Annotated in this window: 14 protein-coding genes; 4 read left to right on the top strand and 10 right to left on the bottom strand. The window is 47.8% G+C overall.

The annotated features are described in order from the left end of the window. Nucleotides 1–78 precede the first annotated feature (78 nt). Entirely contained in the window at nucleotides 79–288 is a 210-nt protein-coding gene (locus G517_RS0107940; protein ID WP_028303964.1) for a cold-shock protein, read from the top strand. Nucleotides 289–455: 167 nt separating this feature from the next. After that, on the top strand, nucleotides 456–1094 hold the full coding sequence (locus G517_RS0107935; protein ID WP_211224269.1) for a YtfJ family protein: 639 nt from the start codon (nucleotides 456–458) through the stop codon (nucleotides 1092–1094). 135 nt (nucleotides 1095–1229) lie between these two features. Here the strand turns inward: G517_RS0107935 and G517_RS18305 are convergent, their stop codons facing one another. From G517_RS18305 to G517_RS0107905, 6 genes are all read right to left on the bottom strand, one after another. Continuing rightward, the gene (locus G517_RS18305; protein ID WP_084632128.1) at nucleotides 1230–2726 is read right to left on the bottom strand and encodes a DEAD/DEAH box helicase; all 1497 of its coding nucleotides are present in this window, start codon (nucleotides 2724–2726) and stop codon (nucleotides 1230–1232) included. Between the two features lie 237 nt (nucleotides 2727–2963). Continuing rightward, on the bottom strand, nucleotides 2964–4334 hold the full coding sequence (locus G517_RS0107925) for an NAD-dependent succinate-semialdehyde dehydrogenase (protein ID WP_028303962.1): 1371 nt from the start codon (nucleotides 4332–4334) through the stop codon (nucleotides 2964–2966). A gap of 10 nt (nucleotides 4335–4344) precedes the next feature. Continuing rightward, nucleotides 4345–5688, bottom strand: a complete 1344-nt coding sequence (gene doeA, locus G517_RS18300; protein ID WP_051206217.1) for an ectoine hydrolase — start codon at nucleotides 5686–5688, stop codon at nucleotides 4345–4347. Beyond that, nucleotides 5685–6938, bottom strand: a complete 1254-nt coding sequence (locus tag G517_RS0107915; RefSeq protein ID WP_028303961.1) for an aspartate aminotransferase family protein — start codon at nucleotides 6936–6938, stop codon at nucleotides 5685–5687. Before G517_RS0107915 ends, doeA begins: the two co-directional genes overlap by 4 nt. Before the next feature lie 371 nt (nucleotides 6939–7309). Further along, complete coding sequence (doeB2, locus tag G517_RS0107910) at nucleotides 7310–8527, bottom strand: N(2)-acetyl-L-2,4-diaminobutanoate deacetylase DoeB2 (protein ID WP_084632127.1); 1218 nt, start codon at nucleotides 8525–8527, stop codon at nucleotides 7310–7312. Nucleotides 8528–8630: 103 nt separating this feature from the next. Further along, entirely contained in the window at nucleotides 8631–9452 is an 822-nt protein-coding gene (locus G517_RS0107905) for a substrate-binding periplasmic protein (protein WP_028303959.1), read from the bottom strand. A gap of 200 nt (nucleotides 9453–9652) precedes the next feature. Here G517_RS0107905 and tadA point away from each other — a divergent pair, with 200 nt between their 5' ends. After that, the gene (gene tadA / locus G517_RS18295) at nucleotides 9653–10165 is read left to right on the top strand and encodes a tRNA adenosine(34) deaminase TadA (protein WP_051206216.1); all 513 of its coding nucleotides are present in this window, start codon (nucleotides 9653–9655) and stop codon (nucleotides 10163–10165) included. On the opposite strand, the gene G517_RS0107895 is transcribed toward tadA, so the two are convergent. The 4 genes from G517_RS0107895 to mltF form a co-directional block, all read right to left on the bottom strand. Then, a complete protein-coding gene (locus G517_RS0107895) occupies nucleotides 10140–11375 on the bottom strand; it encodes a TonB-dependent receptor (protein WP_028303958.1) in 1236 nt (411 codons plus the stop codon). The two genes, tadA and G517_RS0107895, sit on opposite strands and share 26 nt — an antisense overlap. Next, nucleotides 11356–12573 (bottom strand): methanobactin export MATE transporter MbnM, encoded by a 1218-nt coding sequence (locus tag G517_RS0107890; RefSeq protein WP_245543220.1) that lies wholly within the window; start codon nucleotides 12571–12573, stop codon nucleotides 11356–11358. Before G517_RS0107890 ends, G517_RS0107895 begins: the two co-directional genes overlap by 20 nt. Before the next feature lie 42 nt (nucleotides 12574–12615). Continuing rightward, entirely contained in the window at nucleotides 12616–13503 is an 888-nt protein-coding gene (locus G517_RS18290; protein WP_051206215.1) for an MbnP family copper-binding protein, read from the bottom strand. Between the two features lie 150 nt (nucleotides 13504–13653). Continuing rightward, on the bottom strand, nucleotides 13654–15105 hold the full coding sequence (gene mltF / locus G517_RS18285) for a membrane-bound lytic murein transglycosylase MltF (RefSeq protein WP_157833171.1): 1452 nt from the start codon (nucleotides 15103–15105) through the stop codon (nucleotides 13654–13656). Between the two features lie 322 nt (nucleotides 15106–15427). Between mltF and purL the strand changes: the two genes are divergently transcribed. Beyond that, a complete protein-coding gene (gene purL / locus G517_RS0107875) occupies nucleotides 15428–19345 on the top strand; it encodes a phosphoribosylformylglycinamidine synthase (protein ID WP_028303956.1) in 3918 nt (1305 codons plus the stop codon). Nucleotides 19346–19423 lie beyond the last annotated feature (78 nt).

The raw sequence follows: 19423 nt of genomic DNA, 5'->3' as shown, positions 1-19423 counted from the left end.
TTTCTAAGTTCAAGTCTATTCTTCTGCAAAAATCGCCTTAACAGGCACTTTTACTTTTATAAATTCAGGTAATTTATTATGTCTAATACTATCCGTGGTACTGTAAAATGGTTTAACGAAGCTAAAGGTTTTGGTTTCATTGAGCAACAATCTGGTCCTGACGTGTTTGCTCACTTCAGTGCAATTGCTAGCTCTGGATTCAAAACTCTGACTGAAGGTCAGCAAGTTGAATTTACAGTAACTGATGGCGCTAAAGGCCCTCAAGCTGAGAATATTGTTGCTATCTAATCCTAGCCAATAATTTCTGAAAAAAGCCAGTCTTTCGAGACTGGCTTTTTTTTGCATTTTTTTTGACTCTTTTTTTAATAATAAAATAAAACAAACGACTGTTTGAATTTGGTGCAATTTCGTTTACTCTGCCTATTCCTTCCAAAAATAAAAATCAGGAGAGATTTATGGCACGCATAAATCCAAAGTTCGATATAGCGCAGATTCATCAACGCAGGCTTAAGTTAAATAAACAGGTTACTCAATGGATGTATTTTGTTCAGGTAGGTTTGTTTACTCTATTCGCTAGCCTTTCTTTTCAAGCTGCAGCTTCGGTTGTAACGGGGGCTGCTTTACCTGCGGTGAGTGTTCAAAGTAGTGGAGAGCTGGTCTTATCTGGCGATAGCATAGGCTACAGCCCTTGGAGCAGTCAGCAGCTAACAGGTAAGGTTTATGTGATTCAACATATTGCAGGTCGTAGTTCTGCTAAGGCATTGAATGCACCTCTAATTGAACGTATTAAGGCCGCTAATTTACCGCCGGCGCACTATCAAACGGTGACAGTTGTGAATACTGATGATGCTATCTGGGGGACTGGAGGCATTGTTAAGGGCAAGCTAGAAAGTAGTAAAGAGGAGTTTCCTTGGTCAATGATGGTGCTTGATAAGGATGGGGTTGCACGTAGTGCTTGGGATTTAGATGAAGGTAGTTCTGCGATTATTGTGGTTGATGGCGATAATAGGGTGCGCTGGGTGAAAGATGGCGTACTCAACGAGCAAGAACAGCAGTCCGTCATGGATTTAGTACAGGAGCTACTACAGCACTAGGTCCTGTTGCCGTGATAGATTCTGTCGACAGACAAGAATCACTGACTTGGAATTAAGCTAGCCTTGAATAAGACGTTACTGAAAATAATGCCCGCTTAGCAATACTGAGCGGGCATTTGTATGTCGGTATAATACTTAGCGATTACCCCAAGGAGAGGTCGGCTTGCTAGGAGAGGCAAGTTTGTTCGCTGAAAATGAGCGTTTTGGTTTGCTTTCGCTACCTGAACCTGACTTATTCACACCTAGTTTGCTGCGATTAGCAGGTTTAGCGCTATCGTTGCGGCTACGGTTACTATCTCCACGGTTACTATCTCCGCGGTTACTGTCACTACGACCTTCGCCTGTTGACTGGCCGGTATGGCGACGATTTTTTCCGGTAGGCTTGTGGCCACGGGCATTTTCACCCGAGCGCTGACCATCTTTATGCTCTCCGTTAGAACGGGCTTGCCTTGGCTTTTTATGCTTCGGCGGTAAGGGTGCCCGAGAGCTACCTAGATCGTTAACAGGTTCAAAGCCTGAGACTACTTTGCGCTCAAGATTTTGCTGAATAACTCGCTCAATATCGATCAGTTGCTTAAACTCATCGGCACTAACTAACGATACAGCTTGCCCTGTTGCTCCTGCACGTCCAGTACGCCCGATACGGTGTACGTAATCCTCTGGTACGTTAGGCAGCTCAAAGTTAACCACTTGAGGTAGTTGGTCAATATCCAAACCACGAGCAGCAATATCGGTTGCGACTAGGGTGCTCACTTTGCCATTTTTGAATTCAGCTAATGCTTTAGTACGCGCGCCTTGGCTTTTATTGCCGTGGATAGCGGCAGCTGTGATACCTGCTTTTTCTAGTACTTTTGTTAGCTTGTTGGCACCGTGTTTCGTTCGAGTGAATACCAAAACCTGATTCCAGTTTTCACTTTTGATCAGATGCGATAGCAGTGCCGATTTACGGCCTTTATCAACAGGGCTGATCCACTGTGTCACCGTTGGAGCTGTAGAGTTAGCCGGTGTTACTGAAACTTCTACTGGCTGATGCACGATACCTTTTGCCAAGGTACGTATCTCATTGGAGAAGGTAGCAGAAAACATCAAGTTTTGACGCTTTGCCGGAAGAACGGCCAGTATTTTACGAATATCATGAATAAAGCCCATATCAAGCATACGGTCAGCTTCATCCAGCACCAGTATTTCAAGGTGGTTAAAACGCACCGCACCTTGCTGGTATAGATCGAGTAATCGCCCTGGTGTTGCGACTAAAATGTCGGCACCTTGACGTAGCTTCATCATCTGAGGGTTGATCTTTACGCCACCAAAAACCACGGTAGAGCGAAGCGGTAAATTTTTGCTATAGGTTTGAACGCTTTCTGCAACCTGTGCCGCTAGCTCTCGGGTTGGGGTAAGAATCAGAGCTCGAACCTGATTACTTTTTGTGGGTTGCCCCCTACTCAATATCTCTAACAGAGGTAGGGTAAAACCTGCTGTTTTCCCCGTGCCAGTTTGAGCGGCAGCCATAACATCTTTGCCTGCAATCACGGCTGGAATAGCTTGAGCTTGAATCGGTGAAGGTGTTTCGTAACCTTGCTCACTAACAGCAGCAAGAATAGGGGCCGATAAGCCCAAGGAGGCAAAGCTCATAACAGGTGATCTCTTAATTTATAAAAATGCAAGGCAGCATTAGAGGCCGCTTTAGGCGGGGGGTGCAGCTTACAGGAAGTGCTCTGTAAGGGCTATCGGATAATGCTTTTATCTTAGATTCTTCTTTTATATTGAGGGTGTTTTGGCTATTCAGAATGAAATTCTTGGGGAATAGGAGTGAAAATACCCCGATAGATGCTCCATCGGGGATTAAAGGGGCTAGTTTTTTAGTCTGTTCTAGTCTGTTTTAGGCCCGACCCACACTTGCTGAACATTGACAAAGGCCATAATACCGTGAGGACCAAGTTCACGACCAAAGCCAGAACTCTTTATACCACCGCTGGGTAAGCGGGGGTCGGTTTTGACAATGCCGTTCACAACGACCTGTCCTGCCATAATGTTCGGGGCGAGCATTTCACCGCGTTTTGTTTCTGTCCAAATTGAGGCTGCAAGGCCATATTCCGTATCATTAGCAATCGCGAGGGCTTGATCCGCATTCTCGGCTTTTATAACGACGGCAATAGGGCCAAAGGTTTCTTCCTGGCAGGCTCGCATTTCATTGCGGGCATCAACCAATAGCGTCGGGGGGTAAAAGAAGCCGTCCCGCTCCGGTATTTTTCCACCTAAGAGGCATCGAGCACCTGATGCGATGGTTTGCTGCACCTGCTGATCCAGATTATCCCGCAGGTCTTGGCGAGCGATAGGGCCAATATCGGTGGCTTCTTCTTTTGGATCACCCATCTGTAGTTTTTCCAAGCGCAGCTTCAGCTTTTCAATAAAGCTGTCGTAGATAGAGGCTTCGACAATAATGCGTTTGGCGGCAATGCATGATTGGCCTGCATTGATCATTCTAGACAGAGCAATTGCATCCGCCGCGGACTCTTGATCGGCATCGGCTAGCACAATAGCGGGGTCTGATCCTCCTAGTTCCAAAACCGAGGGCTTAATTTCTGACGCCGCAATGGAAGCGACAATAGCACCCGCTTTACCTGAGCCTGTAAAGGACACGGCCCGTACCCTAGGATGACGAATAGCAGCTTCGACATCTGGTGTTTGCAGTGGCAGGTTCTGCATAATATGTTCAGGGATACCCGCTTGCTGAAATAAACTCGTGATAGCTTCAGCACAGCCTGGTACATGGGGGTCATGTTTCATCAGGCAGGTGTTACCCGCCATTAGCGCGGGGGCACAGAAGCGAAAAGCTAACCAAAAAGGTGCATTCCAAGGTAGAACACCCAGTACCGGCCCCAAAGGCATATGTTGTACATAGCTGTGGGCTGCATCGGATGAGAGTGTTTGTGTCGTAAGATACGCTTCGGCATGTTCGGCATAATGCTCTGCACACCAAGCGGCTTTTATGACTTCAGCTCGGGCTTCTTTGATGGGTTTGCCCATCTCTTCCGTCATGGGTGCTGCAAGCATCTTGACGTTTTCACGCATAAGACGAGCAACTTGAATCAGTACGTCAGCCCGTTGAGAAAAGCTAGAGGTACGCCATTTCAGCCATGCTTGGTAAGACGCTTCAATATGCTGTTCCATTTCAACGCTTGCCAGCGAGGGTTTCTGATACAGCGTTTTCCCAGTGCTTGGGTTGGTCACGGTAAACATATCAGACTCCTTATGCTTTTTTGCTGGCTTTGGTTTCTTTTGCAGCGTGTTTAATTCTTAGGGATTTATCTGCTTTTTTTTCCTTTTTGGTGGGACTCGTTTTTTCCTGCTTTACTTTCTTTAAAGCCTGTACGGTTTGTTGGGCATTTTCTGTTGGAAAGGCGAGGTCTATATCTTTAATTTCAGTATTCGGTTTGACGATAAAATCTTCATCCATACCGTCAAAAAATGAGGCGCAGCCCGTGTCAGTAATATAGATGGTATCTGAGGTGCCGCAGGTTTTGTCACCATCAACGCCCCACATCCAAGGGATGATATGAAACGTCATGCCAGGTTCTAAGATAGTGCTGTCACCCTGCTTTAAACTGATGATATAACCTTCATCCCAGCTGGGTGGAAAAGCGATACCAATAGAGTAGCCCGAGCGAGTAATGAGACGGGCACCAATATCATTTTCAGTAATAATGGTACGGACTAAATTATCGGCATCAGAAACGGTCATGCCAGGGCGCAGTTCGGCCCGAACTTGGCATAGTGCATTTTTCATGATCTCTTGAGCTTTATACATAGAGTCGCTTAGCTCACCGCAAACCACGGTGCGCATCATCGCAGTGTGGTAGCGACGGTAGCAGCCGCCCACTTCTAAGAAGACGTGTTCGCCAGCCTGTACTTTACGACCTTCCCACGTAGCATGGCCGATCATAGAGCGAGGGCCAGAGGTCACATAGGGCATGACCGCTGGGGGTTCGCCGCCGGCTCGGAACATGGCTTCGCTGATCGCCGCTCCAATCTCATTTTCAGTGACTCCAGGATGAACTGCCTCAAAGCCTGCCTGCATACCGGCAATGGTTGCTTTGGCGGCAATACGCATAATCTCAAGTTCAACTTCAGATTTACAGGCACGGCCTTCTTCAACAATACCGAAGCAGTCCATCAAGCGGCCATCGGTAAAGGCGGTGTGCAGGTAATCCTGATGATAGGCAGGAAAAAAGTAACTGTTGCGCTCGTAACCTAGTACTTTATTGGAAAGCCCAAACTCCCGTAGGGACTCGATTAGCATCTGAATAGCATCGCCGGTATCGGGATAGGGGCGTGTTTTTTCAACCCAAGTGCGGGCATGCACATTGGACTCTTCCATCTTTCGGGTGATCATAAAAGGCTCGTCGTCCAACGGGACGATCAAAGCTTGAAAGTAGGAGTACCCCGTTGTTTGGTAATCGGTTAGGTACATCAGGTTTTCAGGGTCGGTGATAATGACGGCATCCAGCAGCCGTTTCTGCATACGTTGGCGTAATTCGTTTAGGCGGCGCTCATATTCTGCAAATGGAAAGGTCATATCATCACGTTGCTTCATTGATGAGCCTCCATGACGGTTTTAACCGCACTCTCCAGAATTTGCAGACCCTGCTTTAGATCATCACAGGAGATGGTCAGCGGTGGCAGTAGCTTAATGACTTGGCCCTCAACACCGCATGGGCCAACGAGTAAGCCATTATCAAAACATTCTCGGGCGATCGCTTTAGCGGCGGCGCCATCTTTGGTATCCAGCGCTTGAATCATGCCTTTTCCACGGGCGCTAAACTTTGGATACTGCGCCGCAAGAGCCATTAGATGGTCTTCTATCATGGCTCCGCGATCTAATGTTCGTGCCATTAGCACATCATCTTCAAAATAACGCAGGGCTTCACGACCAGCGACAAAAGAGAAACCTTGTCCACGGAAGGTACCGGTATGTTCACCGGGCTGCCAGTGAGCGTCATGTTCTGGTTTTACCAGATTCATCGCCAATGGCGTGCCAAAGCCGCCAATACCCTTGGCTAAACAGATAATATCGGGGTCAAGCTTCATTTTGTCGAAGCTAAAGTAGCTACCGGTTCGACCGCAGCCAACCTGGATCTCATCAATAATCAGTAGTGCATCTAAGTCTTTAGCCAGTTGTTGTAGTTCTAACAACCAAGCCTCGCTGGCAATGTTTACACCGCCTTCAGCCTGAATCGTTTCTACGATAAAGGCTGCGGGTGGCTCGTAACCACTGGAGCTATTTTCAAAGGATCGACGTAAGGCTTTGATGCTATTAATGCCATCCTCTTGATTGGTTTCAAAGGGTGCGTGGCTCACATGGTTGAGTGGAACGCCAGCGGCTTTGCGAAAGTACTGATTGGCGGTACAGGCGAGTGCGCCCAATGTCATACCGTGGAAACCTTGGCTAAAGGCAATAACATTGTGGCGACCGGTGACACGTCTTGCGAGTTTTAAGGCAGCTTCTACCGCATTGGTTCCCGTGGGGCCCATGAACTGCATTTTGTAGTTCATATTACGGGGTTTTAGAATGGTATCGGCGAAAGCACGAATAAATTCACGCTTTACCGTGGTACTCATATCAAGGCTGTGAGCAATACCGTCGGCTTGTATAAAGTCGATTAGCGCCTGCTTCATTTGAGGATTGTTGTGACCGAAGTTGAGGACACCGGCACCGGCAAAAAAGTCGATATAACTTTTACCCTGTTCATCGACTTGTCGCGCATTAGATGCGGATGCAAATACGGTTGGATAGGCCCGAGAATAGCCTCGGATTTCAGATTCCCATTGCTCAAATAATTCCATAACCCCTCCAAAGCTGATGCGCTTCAACCGTGGTGCTCATTTCTCACACAGGTTTTTCCACATCAGTACCAATACTGCCCTTGCGACAGTACTGTATTTAAATGTAGCTAGCCCAGTAACCAAGAATGCTCTGGCTCTTTATGCTGGCTCAATGCTTTGCTTAAATTGTTTGCTAAAGACTTAGCTTAAAGAATGAACGAATAGCCAACTTTGTTTGGTCTAGGGACCAAACTGAAAAACTGGCCTGTTTTCAACGTAGGAGAGATAAGATGATCCTGCAAGCTGTTGGTGACAATATTTTCCTTTTTTCTTTTTTTAATAAACGAAATATTGACCTAGCTCTCGGATTTCTTTTACTTAAGAATCAATTTTTAGTTAGAAATTGGCGGAGGAGGTATATCGGTTAACGTTGAAAAAACAGCAACGACTTGTGCTAGCAACCGATCATTAAATTGGTAGTGAGGACTATGACAAGGCGCTGTAAATCGACCCTCTTCTGCCATGCCGATAAGGGCAAATGCGCCAGGGATCTGCTGTAGGTAATAACTGAAATCCTCTGAAGCCATGATGGGTAAAGCTGTAGGGCTTTGCCAATTCTTTCCAAGCTGCTTCCTAAGAGCAAGGCGGAAATCCGCAGCGGGTGTCGGGTGGTTAATAGTGGCCTCATAGCGTGGCCGAATATCCACATCAACCTCGACACCATAGGTGCGGGCGGTGTCTTGACAGATTTGCTCGATAAGCTGATTAATTGGCTGACGCAGATCTGGGGTTGAAAGGCGAATGCTACCCTCGATTTGTGCGGTTTCAGGAATAACCGTCGCGGCACTTTCTGCCTTAAAAGAGCAGATGCTCACCACGGCGGCATCTTGAGGTGCAACTCTTCGGCTGATAATCTGCTGTAGATTGATCACCATGGCTGCCCCAGCTAATAATGGGTCTCGGCACAGTTCTGGTTGACTGGCGTGCCCGCCTTGCCCTTTCACCGTGATAAGAAACGTACCATTACCCGCCATCACTGTGCCGTCGGGGCAAACCGCTTGTCCATAGGGGATTGCAGGCCAGTTATGCCAACCGTAGATGCAATCAACACCGTCAAGCGCTCCCGCTTCTATCATCGCCTTGGCTCCGTGGCCGCCTTCTTCTGCCGGTTGAAAGATAAAAGTAACAGGCCCAGGCAGTTCTGCTTCATGGGCTTTTAGCCATGCGGCAGTGGCCCATAGTGCCGCCGTATGGCCATCATGGCCGCAAGCATGCATACAGCCTGCCGTCTCGGAGGTGTATTCCACATCGGCTTCTTCATGGATTGGCAGTCCATCAATATCGCCCCGTAGAGCAATATGGCGGCCATCTGCATGGGGAGCCAAGGTTGCCAGGGTGCCAAGCTGAGCACATTCTCGCCAAGAGATCTGTAGTTTATCCAGTTGCTGGCGGATAGTATTAGCGGTATTGACCTCTTGCCAGGTTAGCTCTGGTTGTCGGTGCAATTGGTGACGCAACTCCGTTGCGTGCTGAATAATTCCCGCCCAGAGCTGACTCGGTTTCTGAGAAGATGTCGCGGGTTTCTCTAGATTCTTTGCCTGATCACTCATCGGGTTTTTCCTTCTTGTTTTGATAAACATGAGCTGGGTTCGCTTTAGCTAACTCTAGACCAGAAGGGCTGTTTATCAAGTGAGTCGATAGCCTCGTTGCTGATTATCGAATATATTCATTCGCTAGTTTTTCACCTAGTTCTTGCTGCACTTTGGTTTGTTCTGTCCAAATTTTCTCTGCCAACCAAGGTTTTTTGGCGTAGAACTGTCGGCTTAACATAAGGTAATAATCTTCTTCATAAAGGCTGTACTGAGCGCGACTGATCAGATCGGTTAACTCAGGGTGCATTCGGGCTAGAGCTTCAACATGGTCAATGACTAGAACGGTTGCTGGTGTTTCGCGGCGTAACATCGCTTGCAGAGCTTCGGTTGTTGTTGGGAAGCTTAGAACAGAATAGTTGTTCTCTTTTAGCATGGGGATTATAGGACTGTTATTTTTTACAGCGACACCTTCACCTTTTAAGCCATAGATGCGGTCGCCATCGGTCGATACTCGGCTGTCCTTAATGCGATAAAGGGCGTATTCCTCTCCATAAAGTTTTTGTCGCGGATCAACCTTGGCTTTGGTGAACGGATATTTGCCCGTAAAAAGCCAGTGCTCACGATAGGGCACATTAAACAGACCATCCAACTTGCCGGATTTGATTTGTTCAAGGCATTGATTGAACTCACAGCGTACAAGCTTAAAGCGTACTTCTTTAATGCGCTTACCAACTTCCTGCATAATTTCAACCGAGTAACCGGGGTTATGCTTAGGGACTTCGGTGCCCGAATCTAAATAATAGGGTGCGTTGGCTTCCGTAGGGTAGCCGACGAGAAAGCGAACTGGTGCCGCAAAGAGTGAGCTGGATATGAATAGGCTTGTTAGTCCTATTGCCGCAGCACCGTGGATTTTTTTCAGTGGGATTAGAGTGGTTATAGGCATTTTTTTAGCATCTCCGGCAGAAAAATCCGGCGTTGATTGATCCGGATGCCAGCACTTCATGTGATGGCGGTAGTGATGGTAGTGGCGAAAGGTGGCGAAATAAGTGGAACAGATTATCATAAGCGGTTTGTGAAAAACCCCCTGCTTTTGATGCAGAACTGTTACCTCTCGTTTTAGTGATTGATCACAGGATCTTAATAATGAACCGTAAACCGGAATTTTTTATGCACAGGGCGTTGGAGCTGGCGCAAAAAGCGGCCAGTGAAGGTGAGGTTCCGGTTGGAGCGGTGGTGGTCTTTAATGGAGAGATTGTGGGGCAAGGCTGGAATCAACCGGTATCAGGTTGTGATCCAACCGCCCATGCGGAGATTATGGCGCTACGGGATGCCGCCAAGCAGCTCAACAATTATCGGCTTACTGATTGTGATCTTTACGTTACGTTAGAACCTTGCACTATGTGTGCGGGTGCGATTATCCACAGCCGGATACGGGATGTTTACTATGGTGTTGCAGAACCAAGAACCGGTGTTAATGAGAGTATCTGCAATTTGTTTGCTCAGCCTTGGTATAACCATAAGGTAACGGTGACAGGTGGTTTATTGGCCGGTAAAAGCAAGCAAATTATGAAGCAGTTCTTTTCCGAACGCCGAAAAAAGACAAGCCGATCGAGCTTGACCGGCTTGGATGCTAAAGAGTCTCACCACCAAAGCTGAGCTGATAACTGATGCCGCCGTACACGTTATTTGATGAAGAGCCTTGCCATAGATCTTTCGCTTGGCTCAGGTGTAATGACCATTGCTGATTATCAGCCGGTTGCCAGTTAACCAGTAATGTCAGGTTTTCAGGGGTTTTTGATATGGGCAGGCCAAAGCTGGAGATCAACTCCTGATGGCCGTAGGTATCAATGTCGGTTGTTAATCGATCATAGCGGGTGGCCAGTATCCATTTTGGAGAAACTTGGTAAGCCACTAAACCATAAAAACCAGAGCTTTTATCTTTAATCTGCAGAATCTGACTACTGGTCTGGGCATCTGTATCTTGATCCTGGGCGATATATTCCCCGCTGATCTGCCAGCGCTCTTTTTGCCATAACATCGATAGCATCCACTGCTCAATATCCCCGGATAGTTGATAGACAAGTTCGCTATCGTTGCTATGGCTATGGCCTGAATCTTCACTTTGATAGTTTTGTTTACTGGTTAAGTAGCCGATTTTGGTATCTAAGTGTCCCCAAGCGCCTAAATCAGCACTTTGGTCTAGGTGTAGGGTGTGCGTTTGGCTAAATTTATTGCCTGCCTGTTGGCCTGAAAGACTGTTGTCACCGGCAAAGGTTTCTAAAACAATCTTGGTTTTCGGGCTAATATTGTAACCGATACTCAGACCGTCATCTTTTAGTTCGCCTCCCATCAAGTCTTGATAGATAAGCGGAGCGGTAGGAAAGAGCAATCCTGCGTGCCCTTGGTCATTGTAGAGTCCTGCGGATGAGTAAAACCGGCCTATGCGTAGCGTTATTCCCTCTAATGACGTGCCTTGAGCCGTGCCTTGAATAAAGCCTTGATCAATATCCAATGAGGATTCACCGCCGTGGCTATGATTGCTGATAGCACCATAGGCAAGCCACTGATTAGACAATTCTGTGGTTAACGCTAGGGTCATCTCCGCAGCGCCTATACCCTCTTCGGGGGATTCTGCAAGTTGTAGAATAGGTGTTGAAAGTTGATAGTTTTGCTCCGATACGCCCGATAAAAGGTGTTGCTCTACCTCAAGGCTGACGCGAATTCCTGTATCAGGGACATCCATTTTTGAACCGTGGGCCAACACGCTCGAAGACTGAGCCATCAACAGGTATGTTAACGCTGATGTGATAGCCCATTTAGCCTGTAGAGGCGTTTGATTCTCTGTTTTAGGAGTGCGGATTTGCAAAACGTTCATCCTTGTTGAAACTGTCATCAGTCAGGGATTTTAGGAAATTTACTAGATCTTGCTTCTCTTGCGTTGTTAGCTCAAAGCCACCCACAAAGCCACTTTTATTGGGGTTCTGACGGCCATCTCCTGTGGCTTGGCCATTGATCGTTGTTGGCGCTCGGCCACCGGCGGCGTAATGCTCAATTACTTCTTCTAGCGTGCCTATAGATCCGTCGTGCATATAGGGTGCGGTTACTTCGATATTACGCAGGGATACAGGTCGGAATTTTCCCTTGTCTTCTTCTCTGCCTGTTAGCTCAAACAGACCTTGATTGCCGACAGGGTAGCTACCTACACCGTCAAGGTTGTAAAGGCCGTTATTAAAAAAGGGTGCTTCAAAAAAGACCGTTTTGCTATGGCGTGTGGACTGAGAAAAGTTAAATCCGCCATGGCAATGGAAGCACTCAGTTCGTTCGCTGAAGAACAGATCCATACCGCGTTTCTGAGACTCGGTTAACGCTTGGCTATCTCCTTGTTCATAATGATCATAGGGCGTATTGAAGGAGACCATTGAGCGAATAAAAGACGCGAGTGATTGGCTGATTTGCTGGAAATTAATTTCTGGGTTATCACCCGAATTGCTATCTGGATACGCTGCGGTAAAGAGTTGTTGGTAGGTTGTATCTTGAGACAGGCGCAGCAGTATCTCTTCTTTGTTGCTGTCGTTAACACCGAGTTCAACGGGGAACTCTGCAAATAGAGGTACAGAGTGTTGGTCAACTAGGCTAGTTAGAGAATGATTGCCCCACGTGAAGGTGGAGTTGTAGGCTACATTGAGCAAGCCTTGGGAGTTACGGTCAAGTCGTTCCCCAGTCGAGCCGGTTGGTAACGGGATGCCATCGGCAAAGCCCAGTTTTTGTAAATGGCAGCTACCACAGGATTGAGTTCGATTACCGGATAAACGTGTATCAAAGAAGAGATGACGGCCTAGCTCTACTTTCTCATCGGTCATCGGGTTGCTTTCCGATACGAAAGGCGCGGGAACATTGGCAGGTATTCTGAAATCGAAAGCGCTGGTGCCCGTGGAGAACTCTTTATGTTGCCAGTCAGAATCCCCACAGCCAGGTAGTACCGCCAGAGAGAAGGCTGCTAGCACAGACCATACTCGTTCAGGGGTTCTTGAACGCAAAGCTGGCGAAGCCAGTTTTGCGCTCAAGGCAGTCATCTTTGTATTCAAGACTGATAGCGCCTCTCTCATTTAAAGAGACCCTTTACCAAATAGTGTTTGATCACCTGTAATGCCTAAATTTTTAAAGACTTCGACACAGTCCGCATCAGTTGCACCAGACATACAGCCGAATGGCCCTGGGGTCGGTGTTGACAGATTTGTGGTTGCGATCAATTTGCCGTAATCCACAATGACCTTGTTCGCTTCAATATTGAAATCATTTAAGGTAATTGTTGGACGGTTTGGATTACCACAGGTTACGGTTTCACCCAGGGTTGGATCACCGGAGCAGTCCGTGCTGCCTAAGTGAAGGAACCAAGAGGTACCTGTTTTAGCTGCGCCCGAGCTGTCGGTGTAATCGTATGGCGTGTCGAGTTTTAGGTCGATACGGGCATGTTTGTAGCCGCTTTGCCAGCGCCAGAACAGACCTGAAATATTAAGCGGAGAAGGCGCAGCGGTTGAATCTTGATGGTTGGTTTGCCCTGGAACGCCAACATTGAATTCAATGCCGGTATAGTCGCCTTCAGCAACCGTACCGCTTACGAGCATATTGGTTGCTGCGGTGCCTGATGTACAGCTGCCATCGCCTGTTTCAAAGTCTAATAGTACGACTTCGTCTGTTTGCCATGCGCCATCGTTTTTCAAGGTAACGGGGTGCTTATTACCTTCGGCATCAATAAGGTTGACGTTGTTTAGATAAAGACGGAAATCAGTTAGTACGGCTGAGGAGTTATTGGTTCCTAGGCCTGCATAAGTATCTGCACAGCTAAAGGGTTGGCCGTTTACTTCACCTGCGAATTGAATAGCGACATCTTTTTGCACTGCGCTAGCGGTATCATTGTCGTCATCACTGCCTAAACAACCGGTTAGTGTTGCGATGCTGGCTAGGGTGCCGCATACCATCAATTTTTTCATCATGCACTCTTCCTCCGTGTAAGGAAGGCCATCATAATGACTAACACGAAGGAGTTGAATTTGACAAAATGCCGCGCGGCTATTGGCCTCAGGGGCGTTTTGTCGCAGCCAAATGTCTGATAACTAAATAGTTTCTGGCAGGGCTGTTAAATATCAAAGCACCGGAGGCACAATACTGAAGCTGACGGCCTCTTGGATGGTTTCTTCTGAGGGTTGGTTCTGTGCTATCTGCTGTAGGCGGCTGTCATACCAGCTAAGAATATCGTAGTACTGGCGGATATTCTGGACATAGTGCACGGGTTCTTCGCCGCGAGCAAAGCCATGTTTTGTATAGCGATACCAGTTACGTTTTTGCAGCAGAGGCAAATGCTCTCGTACATCGATCCACTTATTGGGATCTTTTTTCATATGCTGGGTGATCTTACGAGCATCTTCTAAATGACCATAACCTACATTGTAAGAGGCTAGAGCCATCCATGTGCGGTCAGGTTCTAGTATCTGTTCCGGCATACGACGAATTAATTTAGTTAGATAACGCGCGCCACCATAGATACTCTGCTTGGCATCTAATCGATTGGTCACTCGCATATCACTGGCGGTATTAAGGGTTAGCATCATAATGCCCCGTACGCCGGTAGGAGATGTTGCTAAAGGTCGCCAGTGGGATTCCTGATAGCCCACCGCAGCCAATAAGCGCCAGTCGATATCGTATTTTTTGGCGGACGCTTTGAAATGTTTTTCGTACTTGGGGAGCCTATTACGGATATGGCGTAGAAATAGCTGCACCCCCACGTAGTTTAGTTCTTCTTTATGGCCGTAATAGCGATCACGAATCTGGGAAAGAGTGCCGTCGCTTTCTATCTGATCGAAAAAATCACGGGTGGCATTATAGAGCGTATTATCGCTACGATTAGGAAGCACCCACGCTAATTTATGTTTGCTATCTAGAGCAAAAGCCTCTTTAACGCGCGAGTAATAGGCTTGGTTAATACCGAGTTCGTTAGAGTTGACGATGGCAAAATCCAGTTCTTTGTCATGCACCATACGAATAAGGTCTGTGGCTTCTAAATCACTGGTTTCTTTCCAGCTTAATTTAGGATACGTCAGCTGTAACTTCCGCAGTAGATGCGCATTATTGGTACCCGCAATGACCGCTGTTTGTTTACCAATTAAATCTTCAACCGATTTAGGTTTTTTCTCTTTGCGGTTGTAGATCACAATCGGCTGTACATCCATATAACTTTGGCTGTAGTAAAAGTCGCCAATACGGTCGAGATTAATCTCTAAACCTGCCGCCGCTAATTGAGCGTCGCCATTTTCTAAGGATTGATAAATGCCCTGAATATCGTGAGTGCTGTCTATTTCCAGTTTAACGCCAAGGTGGTCGGCAAATAAGCTGGCAAGTTCGTACTCAAAGCCTGTTGGCCCGTCGGCATCTTCATAATAAGTGGTGGGGGTGTTACGAGTAAGGATTTTTAGAGTGCCGCTTTGTTGAACCTGTTCTAGCTGTGTTGGTTGATTACAGCCCACCAAAGATACCACCGTCAACAGCACCGCTGCTGCTAAGGTAAGCTTTGTGATATGTAATGATAGTTGTCTCAACACAGGCATCTACTCAATCAATTCGCTAAAAACCAGCCGATTTAAGCGGCTTTTTCTTGTCGGTAAAACAACGGCCATCCTACAATATAAAAAAATCATGAGTAGCCATTGTCGCATTTTTTTTACTATAAATGGCAGATTGCTGAATGAAAAGCCAATAAAGTGTTCTTCAGATTGGCTTTAATCACAGGGTTTGCAGTATTATAAGCCCCCTCATCATTTCTGCTTTATTAAACAGAGTAGCTAAATTATAGCGTTGTTGCCTGTTCAAAATAGTAGAACACGTTCCGGTTTCCGATTTCTTTTAAAGAGGCTTCTTTTCGTCATGCTTAAATTGCGTGGAGCGCCCGCCCTATCTGCCTTCCGAACCCAAAAGCTGCTAGCTGCCCTGAAAAGTGCTGTACCAGCGGTTCAGAATGTACACGCCGAGTTCATGCATTTTGCAGAGCTGACCGCAGATCTGACGGCCGAGCAACAAACGGTACTTGATCGTATCTTACGTTACGGCCCTCAATCAGAAGTACAGGAGCCCTCAGGCACGCTGTTTCTGGTGGTTCCCCGTCCGGGAACAATTTCGCCTTGGTCGTCTAAAGCCACCGATATTGCTCATAACTGTGGTTTGAGTGCGATTAGCCGTATTGAGCGCGGTATTGTTTACTTTATACAAACCGACAGTGTGCAGGATGCTTTATCAGACGCAGATCAAGCTGCGATTAAAGGCCTCTTGCATGACCGTATGACGCAAGCTGTTCTGAGTGATTTAGATCAGGCTACAAGCCTATTTAGCCATGAAGCGCCTCGTCCATTAATGTCTGTAGACATTTTAGGCTGTGGTCGTTCTGCTCTTGAAGAAGCCAATCAAGCATTGGGCCTTGCCCTTGCGGATGATGAAATCGACTATTTGGTACAAAGTTTCATTGATCTTGGTCGCAATCCGAATGATATTGAGCTGATGATGTTTGCTCAGGCTAACTCTGAGCACTGCCGTCATAAAATCTTCAATGCTGATTGGACCATTGATGGTGAAGTGCAGGAAAAATCTCTGTTCGGCATGATCAAGAATACCTTTGAGCAAAGCCCTGAAGGCGTTTTGTCCGCTTATAAAGACAATGCGTCTGTTATTGTTGGTCATGAAGCTAACCGTTTTTTCCCGAACCCTGACACAAAAGAATACGGCAAACACAAAGAGCCGGTTCACTTGTTGATGAAGGTAGAAACTCATAACCACCCGACCGCGATTGCGCCTTTCCCTGGTGCGGCTACCGGCTCCGGTGGTGAGATCCGTGATGAAGGTGCGACGGGCCGAGGCTCTAAGCCAAAAGCGGGTTTGACCGGCTTTACGGTTTCTAATCTGAGCATCCCTGAATTCAATCAGCCTTGGGAAGGTCATTATGGTAAGCCTGCGCGTATCGTTTCTGCGCTGGATATCATGATTGAAGGCCCATTAGGTGGCGCTGCATTCAATAACGAATTTGGTCGCCCGAATCTGAATGGTTACTTCCGTACCTTCGAACAGGAAGCTGTCGGTGTAAACGGTACAGAGATGTGGGGTTACCACAAGCCGATTATGCTAGCAGGCGGTATGGGTAATATCCGTGCGGATCATGTTGAGAAAGGTGACATTATTGTCGGTGCTAAGCTGATCGTTCTAGGCGGCCCGGCTATGTTGATCGGTTTAGGCGGCGGCGCGGCGTCTTCTATGGCGACCGGTGCCAGCTCTGAAGATCTGGATTTTGCTTCTGTACAGCGTGAAAACCCAGAGATGGAACGTCGCTGCCAAGAAGTGATCGACCAATGCTGGCAGTTGGGCGATAGAAACCCAATTAGCTTTATCCATGATGTTGGCGCAGGCGGTTTATCTAATGCCCTGCCGGAGCTGGTTAAAGATGGCGATCGTGGCGGTCAGTTTGATCTGCGTAAAGTACTGAATGACGAGCCGGGCATGAGTCCGCTGGAAATCTGGTGTAACGAATCTCAGGAACGCTATGTGATGGCAGTTTCTCCTGAGAATTTAGCGCGCTTTGAAGCGATCTGTGCCCGTGAACGCTGCCCATTTGCTGTCGTAGGCGAAGCCACTGAAGAGATGCACCTAACGGTTCAAGATACGGTGTTCAGTAATGACCCCGTTGATCTACCGATGAGCGTATTGTTCGGCAAGCCCCCTAAAATGTACCGCGAATTTAACCGTGTTAATCTGGAACTGCCTAAGCTTGAACTGGATGGTATTGAGCTGAAAGAAGCGGCTAAACGCGTACTTCAGTTACCAACGGTTGCCAGCAAAAACTTCCTGATTACCATTGGCGATCGCTCTATTACCGGTATGGTTGCCCGTGATCAGATGGTGGGGCCTTGGCAAGTACCGGTTGCCGATGTTGCGGTAACCACCACCACGCAGGATTCAATTTCTGGTGAAGCGATGGCGATGGGCGAGCGTACACCGCTGGCGTTGATTAACCCTGCGGCCTCCGGTCGTATGGCGTTAGGTGAGACCATTACCAACTTGGCCGCTGCAAGAATTGACAAGATGGGCGATATCAAACTATCGGCTAATTGGATGTCTGCGGCTAATCACAACGGTGAAAACCAAGCCTTATTCGACACCGTAAAAGCGGTGGGTATGGAGCTGGCTCCTGAGTTGGATATCGCGATCCCGGTCGGTAAGGACTCCATGTCCATGCGTACCGTTTGGGACGACAATGGCGAAGAGAAAGCGGTAACTTCTCCGCTGTCTCTGGTGATTACCGGCTTTGCACCTGTTAGCAATGCTCGTAAGACACTGACGCCAGAACTGCGCACGGATAAAGGTGATACCGATATTATCCTGGTTGACCTAGGTCGTGGTCAGAACCGTCTTGGCGGTTCAGCGTTGGCGCAAGTCTTCAATCAAGTAGGTAATCAAGCACCTGACTTAGATGATGCTGAAGATTTGAAAGCCTTCTTCGCGGTTATCCAAGGTTTGAATCAAGATGACAAATTGCTGGCATACCATGACCGCTCTGATGGCGGCCTGTTTGCTACATTAGCTGAAATGTCGTTTGCCGGTCGTATTGGCTTAAGTATCAAGCTGGATCTATTGGCCGATAGTGGTGCTGATCAAGATGTCTTAGCAGCCCTGTTTAATGAAGAGCTAGGAGCGGTGATTCAGATCTCCCGTGATGACTCTGAAGAGGTGTTAGCCCAATTCCAGGCTGCAGGTCTTGGTGACTGCATTGCGGTTATCGGCGAGCTGAACGACGAAGACTGGGTACGTTTCACCTATGATGGTGAGGCGGTTCTGGAAAATGCTCGCGTGAATTATCAGCGCAAATGGAGCGAAACCAGTTACCGCATTCAGGCGATGCGTGATAACGCAGACTGTGCACAGGAAGAGTTCGACAGTCTACTGGACTCCACCAATCCAGGTTTGCACGCGGAGCTGACTTACGATGTCAACGAAGATGTCGCCGCGCCGTTGATCGCATCGGGTCATCGCCCGAAAGTAGCCATCGTTCGGGAACAAGGTGTTAACGGTCAGATCGAAATGGCAGCCGCCTTTGATCACGCCGGTTTCGCAGCCGTTGATGTACACATGAGCGATATTCTGGAAGGTCGTGTCACTCTGGATCAGTTCCGTGGATTGGTCGCCTGTGGTGGTTTCTCCTATGGCGATGTTCTGGGTGCCGGTGAAGGTTGGGCGAAGAGCATTTTGTTCAATGCTACTGCCCGTGAGCAGTTCAAAAATTTCTTCCATCGTGAAGATACCTTCGCTCTGGGTGTGTGTAACGGTTGTCAGATGTTGTCCAATCTACATGAGCTGATTCCCGGTGCTGAACACTGGCCGCGCTTTGTACGCAACCAGTCTGAGCAGTTTGAAGGTCGCGTCTGTATGGTTGAAGTACAGGATAGCCCATCGATATTCCTGCAAGGCATGGCGGGATCTCGTATGCCAATCGCCGTCGCCCATGGTGAAGGTCATGCAGAATTCCGTAATGAAGGCCACCTTAATGGGCTATTGAATAGTGGTAATTTGGCCCTGCGCTACGTGGATAACTACGGCAAAGTGACTGAAACCTATCCGGCGAACCCGAACGGCTCACCGGCTGGAGTAACGGGTCTCACCTCTACGGATGGCCGCGTCACGATTATGATGCCGCACCCAGAACGGGTTTGTCGTGCCGTAACCAACTCTTGGGTACCTGACGAATGGAGTGAAGACGGTGCCTGGATGCGTATGTTCCGCAACGCACGGGTATGGGCAAACTGATCGGATAAGCGACTTATCTGAAAGGTACAAAAAAGGCAGCCTCGGCTGCCTTTTTGATTTAACATCGAGTGACTAAAT

The organism is Oceanospirillum maris DSM 6286, from assembly GCF_000422865.1.
Classification (GTDB): Bacteria; Pseudomonadota; Gammaproteobacteria; order Pseudomonadales; family Halomonadaceae; genus Oceanospirillum; species Oceanospirillum maris.
The sequence above is the reverse complement of the archived record's forward strand: the minus strand, read 5'-3'. Positions and strand labels throughout refer to the sequence as shown.